Source organism: Jatrophihabitans sp. (assembly GCF_036000465.1).
Classification (GTDB): Bacteria; Actinomycetota; Actinomycetes; order Mycobacteriales; family Jatrophihabitantaceae; genus Jatrophihabitans.
This window is the reverse complement of sequence record NZ_DASYFV010000035.1, coordinates 55,238-71,319: the sequence shown is the minus strand read 5'-3', so window position 1 is coordinate 71,319 and position 16,082 is coordinate 55,238. Positions and strand designations below refer to the sequence as shown.

General features: G+C 69.3%; 14 protein-coding genes. All 14 read right to left on the bottom strand.

Annotated features, from left to right (window positions below; genetic code table 11):
• Positions 1-2: 2 nt before the first annotated feature.
• The gene (gene nuoN / locus VGN18_RS11570; RefSeq protein ID WP_327539842.1) at positions 3-1,583 is read right to left on the bottom strand and encodes an NADH-quinone oxidoreductase subunit NuoN; all 1,581 of its coding nucleotides are present in this window, start codon (positions 1,581-1,583) and stop codon (positions 3-5) included.
• Between the two features lie 70 nt (positions 1,584-1,653).
• Entirely contained in the window at positions 1,654-3,225 is a 1,572-nt protein-coding gene (locus VGN18_RS11565) for an NADH-quinone oxidoreductase subunit M (RefSeq protein WP_327539841.1), read from the bottom strand.
• Positions 3,222-5,123: an NADH-quinone oxidoreductase subunit L gene (gene nuoL / locus VGN18_RS11560; RefSeq protein ID WP_327539840.1), complete on the bottom strand. Its 1,902-nt coding sequence runs from the start codon at positions 5,121-5,123 to the stop codon at positions 3,222-3,224. The genes VGN18_RS11565 and nuoL overlap by 4 nt, the downstream gene beginning before the upstream one ends.
• 11 nt (positions 5,124-5,134) lie before the next feature.
• On the bottom strand, positions 5,135-5,434 hold the full coding sequence (gene nuoK, locus VGN18_RS11555; protein WP_327539839.1) for an NADH-quinone oxidoreductase subunit NuoK: 300 nt from the start codon (positions 5,432-5,434) through the stop codon (positions 5,135-5,137).
• Positions 5,431-6,228, bottom strand: a complete 798-nt coding sequence (locus VGN18_RS11550; protein ID WP_327539838.1) for an NADH-quinone oxidoreductase subunit J — start codon at positions 6,226-6,228, stop codon at positions 5,431-5,433. The genes nuoK and VGN18_RS11550 overlap by 4 nt, the downstream gene beginning before the upstream one ends.
• On the bottom strand, positions 6,225-6,773 hold the full coding sequence (gene nuoI, locus VGN18_RS11545; RefSeq protein ID WP_414655046.1) for an NADH-quinone oxidoreductase subunit NuoI: 549 nt from the start codon (positions 6,771-6,773) through the stop codon (positions 6,225-6,227). Before nuoI ends, VGN18_RS11550 begins: the two co-directional genes overlap by 4 nt.
• 100 nt (positions 6,774-6,873) lie before the next feature.
• The gene (gene nuoH, locus VGN18_RS11540) at positions 6,874-8,211 is read right to left on the bottom strand and encodes an NADH-quinone oxidoreductase subunit NuoH (protein ID WP_327539836.1); all 1,338 of its coding nucleotides are present in this window, start codon (positions 8,209-8,211) and stop codon (positions 6,874-6,876) included.
• Between the two features lie 109 nt (positions 8,212-8,320).
• Complete coding sequence (locus VGN18_RS11535) at positions 8,321-10,759, bottom strand: NADH-quinone oxidoreductase subunit G (protein WP_327539835.1); 2,439 nt, start codon at positions 10,757-10,759, stop codon at positions 8,321-8,323.
• The gene (gene nuoF / locus VGN18_RS11530; protein ID WP_327539834.1) at positions 10,760-12,061 is read right to left on the bottom strand and encodes an NADH-quinone oxidoreductase subunit NuoF; all 1,302 of its coding nucleotides are present in this window, start codon (positions 12,059-12,061) and stop codon (positions 10,760-10,762) included.
• A 1-nt stretch (position 12,062) separates the two neighbouring features.
• Positions 12,063-13,058: an NADH-quinone oxidoreductase subunit NuoE gene (gene nuoE, locus VGN18_RS11525; protein ID WP_327539833.1), complete on the bottom strand. Its 996-nt coding sequence runs from the start codon at positions 13,056-13,058 to the stop codon at positions 12,063-12,065.
• Positions 13,055-14,377 (bottom strand): NADH-quinone oxidoreductase subunit D, encoded by a 1,323-nt coding sequence (locus VGN18_RS11520; protein WP_327539832.1) that lies wholly within the window; start codon positions 14,375-14,377, stop codon positions 13,055-13,057. Before VGN18_RS11520 ends, nuoE begins: the two co-directional genes overlap by 4 nt.
• The gene (locus VGN18_RS11515) at positions 14,374-14,991 is read right to left on the bottom strand and encodes an NADH-quinone oxidoreductase subunit C (protein ID WP_349259891.1); all 618 of its coding nucleotides are present in this window, start codon (positions 14,989-14,991) and stop codon (positions 14,374-14,376) included. The genes VGN18_RS11520 and VGN18_RS11515 overlap by 4 nt, the downstream gene beginning before the upstream one ends.
• 129 nt (positions 14,992-15,120) lie before the next feature.
• On the bottom strand, positions 15,121-15,660 hold the full coding sequence (locus VGN18_RS11510) for an NADH-quinone oxidoreductase subunit B family protein (RefSeq protein WP_327539830.1): 540 nt from the start codon (positions 15,658-15,660) through the stop codon (positions 15,121-15,123).
• A gap of 6 nt (positions 15,661-15,666) precedes the next feature.
• Entirely contained in the window at positions 15,667-16,029 is a 363-nt protein-coding gene (locus VGN18_RS11505; RefSeq protein WP_327539829.1) for an NADH-quinone oxidoreductase subunit A, read from the bottom strand.
• Positions 16,030-16,082: the final 53 nt, after the last annotated feature.

The window sequence follows — 16,082 nt, the reverse complement described above, 5'->3', positions numbered from 1 at the left end:
CGTCAGCCGGTCAGCTTGGCGGCTTGGCTGGCGACGTCCAGCAGCCACTGCGGGTAGAGGCCGAGAACCACGGTGACGACCACGCCGAAGGTCAGGGCGACCGAGGTCGACCAGCCCGGGATGGCGATCGTCGGACCGTTCTCCGGCGGCTCGGCGAAGAACATCAGCACGATGATCCGCAGGTAGAAGAACGCGGCGATGGCCGAGCAGATCAGCGCGATGACGACCAGCGGGGCGGCCACGTGATAGGCCGCGCGGAACACGAAGAACTTGCCGGTGAAGCCCGAGGTCAGCGGGATGCCGGCCATCGACATCAGCAGGATCGTCATGACCACGGCGACGAACGGGCTCTTGCGGGCGAGCCCCGACCATTGCGACAGGTGGGTGGCCTCGCCGTCGGAGTCGCGCACGATCATCAGCAGGCCGAACGCGGCCAGCGTGGTGAAGCCGTAGGTGAGGATGTAGAAGAGGACGCTCGAGATGCCGTCCTTCGTCAGCGCCACCATGCCGACCAGGATGAACCCGGCGTGCGCGATCGACGAGTAGGCGAGGATGCGCTTCACGTCGGTCTGGGTGAGTCCGAACAGCGCGCCGACGACCATCGACGCGATGGCGACGCCCCACACGACCGGGCGCCAGTCCCACGCGCTGGAGCTGAAGCCGACGTAGAGCACGCGCAGGATCGCGCCGAACGCGGCGACCTTGGTGCAGGCCGCCATGAACGCGGTGACCGGCGTGGGCGAGCCCTGGTAGACGTCCGGCGTCCAACTGTGGAACGGCGCGATGCCGGCCTTGAACAGCAGACCCACGAGCAGCAGGGCGAGGCCGAGGTAGAGCAGGACGTCCGAACTCGACGACTCGCGCGTCGCCGCGAAGATCTTCGGAAGGTCGACCGAATCGGCGTAGCCGTAGATGAGCGCGAGGCCGTAGAGGAAGAACGCCGACGCGAACGCGCCGAGCAGGAAGTACTTGACCGCAGCCTCCTGCGAGAGCAGGCGACGGCGGCGCGACATGCCGGCCATCAGGTACAGCGGCAGCGACAGCACCTCGAGGGCGACGAACATGAGCAGGAGGTTGTTGGCAATCGGGAAGATCAGCATGCCCGAGACCGCGAACATCATCAGGGGGAAGACCTCGGTCTGCACCCGGTCGGTCAGCGCGAGGCGGCGGTCCTCGGGCGAGCCGACGACCGTGGCGGCCGACGCGACGATCGGGCTGCCGACATCGACGCTGCGCTCGGCCATCAGCAGCACCGAGAGGATCGCCAGGGCCAGCACGGTGCCCTGGATGAACAGGCCGACCGGGTCGATGGCGAGCGACCCGGCGAAGGGGACGTTGTTGCCCGCCGGGGACGGCGTGGTGAGCGAGGTGCCGTGGATGGCGCCGACCCAGATGACCGCGCCGATCAGGCCGGCCAGCGCGAGGCCGACCTGCACGTTGAACCGCTCACGCCGCGGCACGACGGCCTCGACCAGCACGCCCAGCAACGCCGCGCCGAGCACGATGAAGATCGGAGCGAGCGCCTTGTAGGCGACCGAGGGCGTCGTGATGTGCTGCGGTGCCGCCGCGAGAAGGGCGCTCATCGAGCGACCTCGCTGCGCTCGGTGCCGGGCTTCGCGATCGCTGTGCCTCTACTCGCACGGCTTGCGTCGCTCACTTCTGTCCTCCGTTGGCGATCTTGTACACCGGCGCCGGGTCGGTCTTCTGCACGTCGTGCAGCGTGGCCCTGACCGCCGGGTTGATGACATCGAGCACCGGCTTCGGGTAGACGCCGAGGAACACGATGATCGCGATGAGCGGCGCTACCGACAGGATCTCGCGAGCGTTGAGGTCGCGGAACTTGGTGACCTTCTCACTCACCGCCCCCTGGAACGTGCGCTGGTACAGGTACAGCACGTAGATCGCGGCCAGGATGATGCCGGTGGTGGCGATGATCGCGAAGCCCTTGTAGCGGGTGAAGGTGCCCACGAGGACGAGGAACTCGCTGACGAACGTGCTCATGCCGGGCAGCGCGAGGGCCGACAGGCCAGCGAGCAGGAACAGCCCGGCCAGGATCGGCGTCACCTTGGCCGCGCCGCCGTAGTCGTCGACGTTGCGGCTCTTGCCCCGCGCGATCAGCAGGCCGACGACGATGAACAGCGCGCCGGTCGAGAAGCCGTGGTTGACCATGTACAGCACCGCACCGGTGCCGCCCTGCGTGGTGAAGGCGAAGATGCCCAGGCCGATGAAGCCGAAGTGGGCCACCGAGGTGTACGCGACGAGGCGCTTCATGTCGCGCTGGCCGATCGCCAGGAACGCGGCATAGAGGATGCCGATCACCGACAGCACGAGGATCACCGGCGCGAAGAACTTCGACGCCCCGGGGAACAGCGGCAGGCAGTAGCGCAGGAAGCCGAACGTGCCGACCTTGTCGAGCACGCCGACGAGCAGCGCCGCGCCGCCGGCCGGGGCCTCGGCACCGGCGTCGGGCAGCCAGGTGTGGAACGGCACGAGCGGCGCCTTGATCGCGAACGCGATGAAGAAGCCGAGGAACAGCCACTTCTGGGTCGCGCCGTCGGGCACATGTCCGATGAGGTCGGTGATGGCGAAGCTGCGCGAGCCGGTCGTCACGTACAGGCCGATGACGCTCGCGAGCATCAGCAGGCCGCCGATGAGCGAGTACAGGAAGAACTTCATCGCGGCGTACTGACGGCGCGGGCCGCCGAAGCTGCCGATGATGAAGTACATCGGCACGAGCATGGCCTCGAAGAAGACGTAGAAGAGGAAGACGTCGGTGGCGGTGAAGACGCCGACCATGAAGAACTCGAGCAGCAGGATCAGCCCGAAGTAGTTCTTGACGCTGCGCTGCCGCGCGCCCGGAGCCGCGATCTCCTCGGCGCCGGCCTTGCTGTCCAGCGAGTTCCACGACGCGAGGATCACGGCCGGCACCAGCAGCACAGCCATCGCCACGAGGACGAGCGCGATGCCGTCGACACCGAACGCGATGTGCACGCCGAACGCCTTGATCCACGTCCAGCTGCCCTGCCACTGGAAGCGGGCCGCGCCGGAGGACGTGTCGAAGCTGAACAGCAGCACGAGCGCGTAGACGAGGGTGACGAGCGAGACGAGCAGGCTGACCAGCTTGGCCAGCCTGGCCTGGGATTCGCGCATCGACAGGACGGCGACCGACCCCACGAGCGGGATCAGCACCAGGATCAGGAGCGTGACGCTGTGCTGGTTGGTCACTGGAAACGCACCGCCAGGAGCACCGCGACGACGGCGACGGTGCCGCCGAGCATCGACAGCGCGTAACTGCGGACGAAGCCGGTCTGGGCCCTGCGCAATCGCGCCGAACCGCCACCGAATCCGGCTGCCATGCCGTTCACCGCCCCGTCCACACCACGGTTGTCGAAGAAGACCAGCGCTCGCGTGAGCCACTGACCCGGACGCATGAGCACCTTCTCGTTGAAGGCGTCGGCGTACAGGCTGTTGCGCGCGGCCAGGGTGACCGGCGAACCGATGGGCTGCCGGGTCGGGATCGGCTTGCGGCCGAACGCGACCCAGGCCCCGGCCGCGCCGAGCACCACGACGAGCAGCGTGAGGACCGTGAGCACGGCGGGCGAGATGGTGTGCACCCCGACCTCGACGCTGGGGCCGACCGAGGGGGTCAGCCAGTGCTGCACGCCGCCGCCGAAGATCAGCAGGAAGCCGCCGACGAGGGCGAGAGCGCCGAGCACGATCATCGGGAAGGTCATGCTCACCGGTGCCTCGTGCGGGTGGACGTCGTCCTCCCACCGCCGCTTGCCCAGGAAGGTCATCACCAGCGCGCGGGTCATGTAGAACGCGGTGATGCCGGCGCCGAGCAGCGCGCAGCTGCCGAGGAGGTAGCCCGAGGTGCCGCCCTTGTCGAACGCGGCCTCGATGATCTTGTCCTTGGTGAAGAAGCCGGTGGCACCCGGGAAGCCGATGATGGCCAGATAACCGCAGGCGAAGACGCCGAAGGTGACCGGCATGACCCGCCACAGGCCACCGAAGCGGCGCATGTCGATGCGGTCGTTCATGGCGTGCATGACCGAACCGGCCGAGAGGAACAGCGCGGCCTTGAAGAAGCCGTGGCCGAGCAGGTGGATGATGCCGATCGCGTAGACGCCCGGGCCGAGCCCGACGGCCAGGAACATGTAGCCGATCTGGCTGACCGTCGAGTTGGCGAGCACCTTCTTCAGGTCGTCCTGGCCGCAGCCGGCGATGCAGCCGTAGAGCAGCGTGATCGCGCCGATGACCGTGACCACGGTGCGGGCGGCCGAGGAGAGGTCGAAGATCGGGGCCGAGCGGGCGATCAGGTACACGCCGGCGGTGACCATCGTGGCCGCGTGGATGAGCGCCGACACCGGGGTCGGGCCCTCCATGGCGTCGGGCAGCCAGGTCTGCAGCGGGAACTGGCCCGACTTGCCGCAGGCGCCGAGCAGCAGCATCAGCGCGATGGCCGTGGCCACGCCCTTGCTGTACGGCACGTTGGAGTAGAGGACGTCGGCGAAGGAGGTGCTGCCCACGTAGGTGAACATCAGCATGATCGCGATGGACAGCCCGACGTCACCGACCCGGTTGGCGAAGAACGCCTTGTTGCCGGCCGTGGCCGCGGAGTTGCGGTTGAAGTAGTACGAGATGAGCAGGTAGGACGCGAGACCCACGCCCTCCCAGCCGACGTACAGGCCGAGGTAGCTGTCGGCCAGCACCAGCAGCAGCATCGCGGCGATGAAGAGGTTGAAGTAGCCGAAGAAGCGGCGTCGCCCGGCGTCGTGGGCCATGTAGCCGATCGCGTAGATGTGGATCAGCGAGCCGACACCGGTGATGAGCAGGACGAACACCATCGCCAGCGGGTCGATCAGCAGACCGGCGTCGACGTGGAAGCCGGCGACCGGGATCCAGCTGAACAGGTGCCGGTCGACGAGCCGGTGGCTCTCCCCCTTGATGGAGAAGAACAACATGACGGCGTAGACGAAGAGGACGACCGGCACGAGGGCACCGAGCAGGTGCCCCCACTTGTCGGCGCGCCTGCCGGCGATCAGCAGGACCGCGGCCGAGATCGCCGGGAGGGCGACCAACAGCCAGGCTGCCGACTGGATGCCGCTTGCGGTGGTGAGCAAGGCTCCCGCTCCTAGTACTTCAGCAGGTTCGCGTCGTCGATCGACGCGGACCTGCGGGTTCGGAAGATGGCCATGATGATCGCGAGACCGACGACGACCTCGGCGGCGGCGACGACCATGACGAAGAACGCCATGACCTGCCCCTCGAGATCGCCGTTGATGCGGGAGAACGTGACCAGGGTCAGGTTGACGGCGTTGAGCATCAGCTCGACCGACATGAAGACGACGATCGCGTTGCGCCGCACCAGCACGCCGACCGCGCCGATGGTGAACAGCGCCGCCGAGAGCACCAGGTAGTACGCCGGGGTCATGAGCGGACCTCGCTGTCGGAGTAGTCGCCGGTCGGCAGGGCACCGGGCTTGCCCTCGTACGGCGGGAAGTCCTGCACGCCGGCCATGACCGACTCGTGGGAGATCGAGCCGTCGGGCAGCAGCGCCGGGGTGCCGATGGAGTTGCCGGTCGACAGCACGCCCGGGCCGGGCAGCGGTTGCGGTCGGCCGGAGCGGATGCGCTCGCGGGCCAGCACCTTCTGCGTCGGCTTGCGGCCCTCGCGCTCGATGTGGGCCAGCACCATCGCGCCGACCGCGGCGACGATCAGCAGGGCCGAGGTGAGCTCGAAGGCGAACAGGTACTTGGTGAACAGCAGCTGGGCGATCGAGTGCACGTTCTGCCCGTTGGCGTTCGGGGCGTCCAGGTTGACCGGGCGGCGGCCGGTGAAGGCGCGTCCGACAGCCAGCGCGACCATCAGCGCGAAGCCGATGCCGAACAGGGCGGCGGCCCAGCGCTGGCCCCGCAACGACTCGACGATGGAGTCGGAGGAGTCACGTCCGATGAGCATCAGCACGAACAGGAACAGGATCATGATCGCGCCGGTGTAGACGATGATCTGCACCAGGCCGAGGAACGGCCCCTGCTGGATCACGTAGAACGCGCCCAGGCTCATCATCGTGGCGACGAGCGACAGAGCCGAGTGCACGGCGTTGCGCAGCAGCACCATGCCGATGGCACCGGCGAGGGAGATGGGGCCGAGCACCCAGAACGCGATGGCCTCGCCGAGCGGGACCTGTCCGTTCATCAGCGGGCCGGCCGCGGTGATTGCACTCATGAGCCGTGGTGCCTCCCGACCTCGATCGCGTTGCCGGTGATCGGCTTGCCGGCGACGTTGGCGGTGCTGTTCGGCGCCCCCTGCTGGAGCGGGGCCTGCGACGCGACGGTGTAGTAGTCCTTCTCGTCGTCGCCGAGCCGCATCGGGTGCGGCGGCGCCTCCATGCCCGGCAGCAGCGGGGCCATCAGCTGCTCCTTGGTGTAGATCAGCTCCTGGCGGTTGTCGAGGGCCAGCTCGTACTCGTTCGACATGGTGAGCGAGCGGGTCGGGCAGGCCTCGATGCACAGGCCGCAGAAGATGCAGCGCAGGTAGTTGATCTGGTAGACCGCGCCGTAGCGCTCACCCGGCGAGAAGCGGTTCTCGTCGGTGTTGTCGCCGCCCTCGACGTAGATCGCGTCGGCCGGGCAGGCCCAGGCGCACAGCTCGCAGCCGACGCACTTCTCCAGGCCGTCCGGGTGCCGGTTGAGCACGTGCCGGCCGTGGTAGCGCGCCTTCGTCGGGTAGAAGTCGAACGGGTACTGCTCGGTGTAGACGTGCTTGAACATCGCACCGAACGTGAGGCCGAAGCCCTTCGCGAACCCGCCGACGGTGCCGGTCGGCTGGACGGGCGCCGGGGCGGCGACCCCGGACGCGGGGACTGGCAGGTCAGCCATCGGAATCTTCCTCATCGGTTCCGCCGGGCAGTTGGCCGGCGGGCCGGCGCACGCTCGCGGTGGCGAGCTGGCGCGGCGGGGTGGGGACGCGGAGGTCCATCGGCGGGATCGGGAACGTCAGCGGTTCCTGGGCCTCGTCGGCCTCGTCCTCGGCGAGGGCGGCCTCGTGCTTGGCGCGGGTGCCCTCCCAGACCATCAGGCCGGGGACGACGACCACGAGCAGCACGATCGCGAGCGGGATCGCGGTGGCCTCCCAGGCCGGGAAGTTGCGGTCGCGCAGGACGTGGATCGCGGTGACGGCGAGGATCCAGACCAGGTTGATCGGGATCAGCACCTTCCAGCCGAACGCCATGAACTGGTCGTAGCGCAGGCGGGGCAGCGTGCCGCGCAGCCACACGAAGACGAAGATGCCGACGATCACCTTGAGGGTGAACCAGATCATCGGGAACCAGCCGGAGTTGCAGCCGCTCCAGATGGCGTGCAGGCCCCACGGGGCGTGCCAGCCGCCCAGGAACAGCGTGGTGGCCAGGGCCGAGACGGTGACCATGTTGATGTACTCGGCCAGGAAGAACATGGCGAACTTGAACGACGAGTACTCGGTGTGGAAGCCACCGACGAGCTCGGACTCGGCTTCGGCGAGGTCGAACGGCGCGCGGTTGGTCTCACCGACGACCGAGATCGCGTAGATGCCGAACGACACGAACAGCGGGATGACGTTCCAGACCTTGTTCTGCGCGAGGACGATGCCCGACGTCGACATCGTGTTCGAGAAGAGGAAGACCGCGACCATCGACAGGCCCATCGCGATCTCGTAGGAGATCATCTGGGCCGCCGAGCGCAGGCTGCCGAGCAGCGGGTAGGTCGAGCCGGACGACCAGCCCGACAGCACGATGCCGTAGACGCCGAGTGAGGAGCAGGCGAAGACGACCAGGACGCCGACGGGCAGGTCGGTCAGCTGCAGCGCCGTGTGGTGACCGAACATCGACACCTCGGGCCCGAACGGGATCACCGAGAAGGCGAGGAAGGCCGGCGTGGCCGAGAGGATCGGGGCCAGGAAGTAGATCGGCTTGTCGGCCAGGACCGGGATGATCTCTTCCTTGAAGGCGAGCTTCACGCCGTCGGCGAGCGACTGCAGGATGCCCCACGGTCCGACGCGGTTCGGGCCGATGCGGTTCTGCATGCGGCCGACGACCTTGCGCTCGAAGACGATCGAGAACAGCGTCATGACGACGAGGAACACGAAGACGCCGAGGGTCTTGATCAGCGAGATCCAGATCGGCTGGTCGCCGAACCCGGGCAGGTTCTGGCTCACCGCGAGCGTGGCACTCATCGGCCTACCCTCGCTTCGCTCGGTCCGGCCGCCACAGGACTTCTGCGCTCATGATTCGCTCCGCAAGCGTCGCTACTTCTGCGCTCATGATTCGCTCCGCAAGCGTCGCTCATTCGCCCTCCTCCGCGTCGACACCGACGACCGGCGGGGCCGCTGCATTGGTCAGCCGCACCGTCGATCCCGCGACCGCCCCGAGCGTGCCGCGCACCGCGCAGCCTCTCGCATTGGTCGGCAGCCACACGACGCGGTCGGGCATGACGTCGACGGCGACCGGCAGGGTCAGCGCCCCGGCGTCGGTCGAGACCGACAGCGTGCCGCCGTCGGCCACACCGATCTCGGCCGCGGTGGCGGCGCTGACGCGGGCGAACACCGGCTTGGCCGTGCCGGCCAGGTGCTCGTCGCCGTCCTGCATGCGGCCGGCGTCGATCAGCTCGTGCCACGTGGCGAGCAGGGCTTCCCCCGCGGCCGGCGGGGTCGGGCTCGTGCCCTTGACCGACGGCGCGGCGGCGACGGTGGCGACGGCGCCGAGGCGCAGCAGCTCGTCGCGCGCGGCCTCGAGGCTCGCCAGGTTGAGGTCGACGTCGAGTTCCTCGGCCAGGGCGTTCAGCACCCGGGCGTCGGACAGCGCACCGGTGCCGGCGATGGTCAGCTGGAACGGCCGGCGCCGGCCCTCCCAGGTGACGTAGCGACCGGCCTTCTCGGCCTGCGGGGCGACCGGCAGCACGACGTCGGCGTGCGCGGTGACCGCGCTGTGCCGCACCTCGAGGCTGACGATGAAGCCGGCCCGCTCGAGCGCCTCGGCGGCGACGGCCGGGTCGGCGGTGTCGGCCGGGTCGACGCCGCCGACGACCAGCGCGGCCAGCGAGCCGTCGGCCGCGGCGCGCAGGATCGCGTCGATGTCGCGGCCGGGCTGGGTCGGGAGCGCGCCGCCCCAGACAGCCTCGACCTCGGCGCGGGCGGCAGCGTCGCGCACCGCGCGGCCGCCGGGCAGCAGGGTGGGCAGCGCGCCGGCGTCGACCGCCCCGCGCTCACCGGCGCGGCGCGGCACCCAGGCCAGTTTGGCGCCGGTCTCGGCGGCCAGCCTGGCCGCGGCGCTCAGGGCGCCGGGCGAGGACGCGAGCCGCTCGCCGACCAGGATCAGCGCACCGGCCGCACCGAGCGCGCCGACGACCTCGCCGGGCAGCGCGTCGAGCGCCTCGCCCTCGGCGCCGGGCAGCGTCGGCAGCAGCGTGCCGTCGAGCTTGGTGAGCCCGCGCGAGGCGAGGGCCGCGATCGAGAAGACGCGGGTCGCGCCGTCGCGGGTCGCCTTGCGGAGCCGCAGGAAGACGATCGGCGACTCCTCCTCGGGCTCGAGGCCGGCCAGCAGCACGGCCGGCGCCTGCTCGAGGGAGGCGTAGGAGACGTGCTCCGGCGTCGTCCCGGCGACATGCGCGAGAAAGTCGAGCTCCTCGGCCGAGACCGGGCGGGTGCGGGCGTCGACGTCGTTCGTGCCGAGCGCGACGCGGGCGAACTTCGCGTAGGCGTAGGCGTCCTCTTCGGTGAGGCGACCGCCGGGCAGCACGCCGACCCCGCCGCGGTCGACCGCCTCGGCCAGACCCTGCGCCGCGCGCTCGAGCGCCTCGGGCCAGCTGGCCGGCACGAGCTCGCCGTCGGCGGTGCGCACCAGCGGGCCGGTGATGCGATCGGCCTGGGTGGCCGAGTGGAACGCCCAGCGACCCTTGTCGCAGTTCCACTCCTCGTTCACCAGCGGGTCGTTGCCCGCGAGGCGACGCGTGATCTTCGATCGGCGCCAGTCGGTGCGCTGCGCGCAGCCCGAGGAGCAGTGCTCGCAGACCGAGTCTGTGGACTGCAGGTCGAACGGGCGGGCCCGGAACCGGTAGGAGGCACCGGTGAGCGCGCCCACCGGACAGATCTGCACGGTGTTGCCGGAGAAGTACGACTGGAACGGGACCTCGTCGGAGGTGCCGATCTGCTGCTGGGCGCCGCGCTCGAGCAGCTCGATGAACGGGTCGCCGGCGATCTGCAGCGAGAAGCGGGTGCAGCGCTGGCACAGCACGCAGCGCTCGCGGTCGAGCAGCACGTTCGACGAGATGGCGACCGGCTTGGGGAAGGTGCGCTTGACCTCGTGGAAGCGCGAGTCGGCGCGCCCGTTGCTCATCGCCTGGTTCTGCAGGGGGCACTCGCCGCCCTTGTCGCAGATGGGGCAGTCGAGCGGGTGGTTGATGAGCAGCAGCTCCATGACACCCTGCTGCGCCTTGTCGGCCACGACCGACGTCAGCTGGGTCTTGATGACCATGCCGGGCATGACCGTGGTGGTGCACGACGCGGCCGGCTTCGGCATGCCGCGGCCGTTGCCCATGTCGGTGACCTCGACGAGGCACTGGCGGCAGGCGCCGGCCGGGTCGAGCAGCGGGTGGTCGCAGAAGCGCGGGATGGAGATGCCCAGCTGCTCCGCGGCGCGGATCAGCAGCGTGCCCTTGGGAACGGAGATCTCGATGCCGTCGATGGTGACGGTGACAAGATCTTCCTTCGGTGGTGCCTCAGTCATTTAGTGGGCTCCTGCCAGCGCGCGGTCGGAGGCGAAGGGGCAGCCCTTGCCCTCGACGTGGGCGAGGTACTCGTCGCGGAAGTACTTGATCGAGGACGACACCGGGCTGGTCGCGCCGTCGCCGAGTGCGCAGAACGAGCGCCCGAGGATGTTGTCCGAGAGGTCGAGCAGGGTCTCGAGATCCTCCTCGGTGCCCGCACCGTTCTCGAGCCGCTCGTAGATGCCGACGTACCAGTAGGTGCCCTCGCGGCACGGCGTGCACTTGCCGCACGACTCGTGCCGGTAGAACTCCGACCACTTCTTCACGGCGCGCACGACACAGTCGTCCTCGTCGAACAGCTGGACGGCCGAGGTGCCGTTCATCGAGCCGGCCTTGACGGTCGCGTCGAAGTCGAGCGGGGTGTCGAGGTGCTCGCGGGTGAACAGCGGGGTCGACGAGCCGCCCGGCGTCCAGAACTTGAGCTCCTTGCCGCGGCTCATGCCGCCGGCGAGCTCGAGCAGCTCGCGCAGCGTCGAGCCCATCGGCGCCTCGTACTGGCCGGGGTTCGCGACGCGACCGGACAGCGAGTAGACGTTCGGGCCGGGCGAGCCCTCGGGGCCCATCTCCTTGAACCAGTCGGCCCCACCGAGAACGATGTACGGCACGCTCGCGAGCGTGCCGACGTTGTTCACGACCGTCGGGGCGTCGTAGAGCCCGTTGGTCGCCGGGAACGGCGGCTTGAGACGTGGCTGGCCGCGGCGACCCTCCAGCGAGTCGAGCAGCGCCGTCTCCTCGCCACAGATGTACGCGCCCGCGCCGGCGTGCACGGTGATGTCGCAGCCGAAGCCGCTGCCCAGGATGTTGCGACCGAGGTAGCCCTTGGCCCTCGCCTCGTTGACGGCGGCGGTGACGCGACGGATCGCGTGCACGGCCTCGCCGCGGATGTACACGAACGCGTGCTCGGCCCGCACCGCGTAGCAGGCGATGATGATGCCCTCGATCATCGAGTGCGGGTCGTTCATCATCAGCGGCAGGTCGCGGCAGGTGCCGGGCTCGCCCTCGTCGGCGTTGATGACCACGTAATGCGGCTTGACCGGTTCGCCCGGCTTCGCCTGCGGGATGAACTGCCACTTCATGCCGGTCGGGAAGCCGGCGCCGCCGCGTCCGCGCAGGTTGGAGTCCTTGACCATCGCGATGAGGTCGTCGGGCGCCATCGTCAGCGCCTTACGCAGCGCGGCGTAGCCGTCGAGACGCTCGTAGTTCTCGATCTTCCACGGCTGCTGGGTGCCGAACCGCTTGCTCAACACTGGGGTGAGTGGCATGTCAGTCGTCCTTCTTGCCGGCCGGGTCGCTCGGGTGCGCCGAGTCGGACTCGGCCGTCTCGAGCGGGGCGTCGTGCTCGCTCGGGCCCTCGGAGGTCGCGGGGCTCGACGGTGCGTCGGCGGCGGGTTTCGCCGTGCGCTTGCGGGCCGCCTTCTTCGCCGGAGCGGGGGCCGTCTCGGCCGCCTTCGGCTCGGTGGCGCCGCCGGTGCGGTCGACCGCGTAGGACGGCGCGGTGTCGCCCCGCTCGATCGCGAGCTTCACGCCCGCCTCGGTCGGGACGCCCGAGCCGTTCGCCTCCGAGGCCAGCGCGGCCTCGTCGTGGAAGCCGGCGATCTGGCGCTCGATCTGCTTGAACGAGCAGAGCGGCGCGCCGCGGGTGGGCAGCGGCCGGTCGCCCGACTGCAACTGGCTCACGATGTTGCGCGCGCTACCGACCGTCTGGTTGTCGAAGAACTCGTAGTTGACGGTGACGACCGGTGCGTAGTCGCAGGCGGCCAGGCACTCGGCGTGCTCGAGGGTGATCCGGCCGTCGGGCGTGGTCTGGTTGTTGCCGACGCCGAGCTGATCCTTCAGCGCGCCGAAGATCTCGTCGCCGCCGAGCATGCCGCACAGCGTGTTGGTGCAGACGCTGACCAGGTACTCACCGGTGGGCGAGCGCTTGTACATCGTGTAGAACGTCGCGACCGCGGCCACCTGGGCCTTGGTGATGCCGAGGGTGTCGGCGCAGAACGCGATGCCGTCGGGCGTGACGTAACCCTGCTCGGACTGCACGAGATGCAGCAGCGGCAGCAGCGCCGACCGCGCCTGACCCTCGGGGTAGCGCGAGATCAGCTCGGCCGCCTCGGCCCGCGTCTTCTCCCCGAAGACCGACGGGTCACCCGGCCGGTCCAGGTTGATGACGCTCGTCCGGAAGTTCGCCCGACCGGCGGCGGCATTGGTCGGGGCCACGCTCGCCGGGGCATCGGCGAACGTCTTGAGCTCGTAGTCGGGACTCATCTGTCCACTCCACCCATCACGGGATCGATCGAGCCGACGGAGGCGATCACGTCGGACACCATGCCGCCGACGGACAGCGCCGCCGCCGACTGGAGGTTCACGAAGGAGGGCTCGCGCAGGTGCACGCGGTAGGGCCGCGTGCCGCCGTCGCTGACGACGTGCGCGCTGAGCTCGCCGCGAGGCGACTCGACCGACGTGTACACCTGGCCCGGCGGGACCCGGAAGCCCTCGGTGACGAGCTTGAAGTGGTGGATCAGCGACTCCATCGAGCCGCTCATGATCTTCTGCACGTGCTCGAGCGAGTTGCCCATGCCATCGGGACCGATGGCCAGCTTGGCCGGCCAGGCGATCTTCGGGTCGTCGACCCACACCGGGCCGGGCTCGAGCCGGTCGAGGGCCTGCTCGACGATGCGGACCGACTGCTCCATCTCGTCGATGCGGACGAGGAAGCGCGACCAGCAGTCGCCGCCGTGCTGCACCGGGACGTCGAAGTCGAAGGTCTCGTAGCCGAGGTAGGGCTCGGTCTTGCGGATGTCCCACGGCAGTCCGGCGGCGCGCAGCATCGGGCCGGTCACGCCGAGAGCGATACAGCCCTCGACGCCGAGCCAGCCGACGTCCTTGAGCCGGTTGATCCAGATCGGCTGGCCGGCGAGCAGCCCGCGCAGGCCCTTGATCTCGCCGCGGATGTCGGTGACCCACTTGCGCAGGGCAGGGACGGCCTCGTCCGGCAGGTCCTGGGCCACGCCGCCGGGGCGGACGTAGGCGTGGTTCATGCGCAGACCGGTGATCAGCTCGAACATGTCGAGGCAGCGCTCGCGGGCGCGCAGGCCGTTGGTCATCGCGGTGAGCGCGCCCATCTCCATGCCGCCGGTCGCGAGGGCGACCCAGTGCGACGAGACGCGGTTGATCTCCATCATCATCAGCCGGATGAGCTGGGCCCGCGCGGGCACCTCGACGCCGAGCAGCTTCTCGACGCCCAGGCAGTAGGCGGTCTCGTTGAACAGCGGCGCGAGGTAGTCGGCGCGGGTCAGGAAGGTGACGCCCTGCGTCCACGTCCGGAACTCGACGTTCTTCTCGATGCCGGTGTGCAGGTAGCCGATGACCGTGCGCAGGTCGGTGACCGTCTCGCCCTCGAGCTCGACGACCAGGCGCAGCACGCCGTGGGTCGACGGGTGCTGCGGGCCCATGTTGAGCACGAGCCGCTCGTCATGGATCGGGTCGGTGCCGCCGAAGATCTCGTCCCAGTCGCCGCCGGCCAGGTTGTAGACCCGACCCTCGGTCGTCTCGCGACTCGGCGCGTAGTCGTCAGTAGTGCTCATTTGTAGGCCCTCCGCTCGTCCGGCGGTGGAATGGTGGCGCCCTTGTACTGCACCGGGATGCCACCCAACGGGTAGTCCTTGCGCTGCGGGTGGCCGTCCCAGTCGTCGGGCATGAGGATGCGCGTCAGCGCGGGGTGCCCGTCGTAGACGATCCCGAACATGTCGAAGGTCTCGCGCTCCTGCCAGTCGGCCGTCGGGTAGAGCCCGGTCAGCGACGGCACGTGCGGGTCCTCGACGCTGACCGACACCTCGAGGCGCACCCGACGGCGGTACGTCATCGAGGTGAGGTGCACGACCGAGTGCAGGCGCTGGGCCGAGCCGAGATAGTCGACGCCCGACACCGACGAGCAGAGCTCGAAGCGCAGGTTGGCGTCGTCGCGCATGGCGGCGGCGACACCGAGCAGGTGCTCGCGCTCGATGTGCAGTGTCAGCTCGCCGCGGTCGACGACGACCTTGCGGATCGCCGCGCCCGCCTGCGGGTAGGCCTCGTGCAGCGCGTCGACGACGTCGTCGAAGTAGCTGCCGTACGGGCGCTCGGCCGCGGTCGGGGTCCACGGCTCGCGGACGAGACCGCCGAAGCCGGAGGTGTCACCGCTGCCGGCGACGCCGAACATGCCGTGCCGCTCGACCCCGAACGGGGAGTCGGCGCTGCCCGTGCCGACCGTCGCCCGCGCGACGTCGGCCGCGCCCTGCTCGGGAGCCGCGTCGTCGGGGACGGGACGCTCTACTGGTCCACCCATGCCTTATCGCCCGTACTTGTAGCTGGAGGGAACGAGGTCGACCTGCTGGCCCTCGAGGCGGCGCGCGCGCTTCGGCCCGAGGGGCTCGTTCATGATCTTGTGGTGCAGCTTGAGGATCGCGTCGATCAGCATCTCCGGACGCGGCGGGCAGCCCGGCAGGTACATGTCGACCGGGACGACATGGTCAACGCCCTGGACGATCGCGTAGTTGTTGAACATGCCGCCCGACGAGGCACAGACGCCCATCGCGAGAACCCACTTCGGCTCGGGCATCTGGTCGTAGATCTGGCGCAGCACCGGGGCCATCTTCTGGCTCAGCCGGCCGGCCACGATCATGAGGTCGGCCTGGCGCGGCGAGGCCCGGAAGACCTCCATGCCGAAGCGGGCCGAGTCGAAGCGCGGGCCGCCGAACGCCATCATCTCGATCGCGCAGCACGCGAGGCCGAACTGCACCGGCCACAGCGACGACTTGCGCGTCCAGTTGACCAGTTTCTCGACCGACGTCAGCAGGACGCCGTCGGGCAACTTCTCTTCTAGTCCCACGGCCTATCAGTCCCAATCCAGTCCGCCGCGGCGCCAGACGTAGGCGTAGGCGACGAACACCGTGACGATGAACAGGATGATCTCGACGAGCCCGAACAGACCGAGCGCCTTGTTCGACACGGCGTACGGGTACAGGAAGATCGTCTCGATGTCGAAGACGATGAACAGCATCGCCGTCAGGAAGTACTTGATCGGGAAGCGCTGCGGCCCGATGGGCTGCGGCGTCGGCTCGATACCGCACTCGTAGAAGTCGAGCTTGGCCTTGTTGTAGCGGTGCGGGCCGACGTACGGCGCGATGACCACCGAGAAGGTCGCAAAGCCGAGGGCCAACAGGAACAGCAGCAGGATCGGCAGATAGGGCGCGAGCATCTAGCGCTGTTCTCCCTTCTCGCTGGGGGTTTTCGGGCGCGTTGCACAGGCTA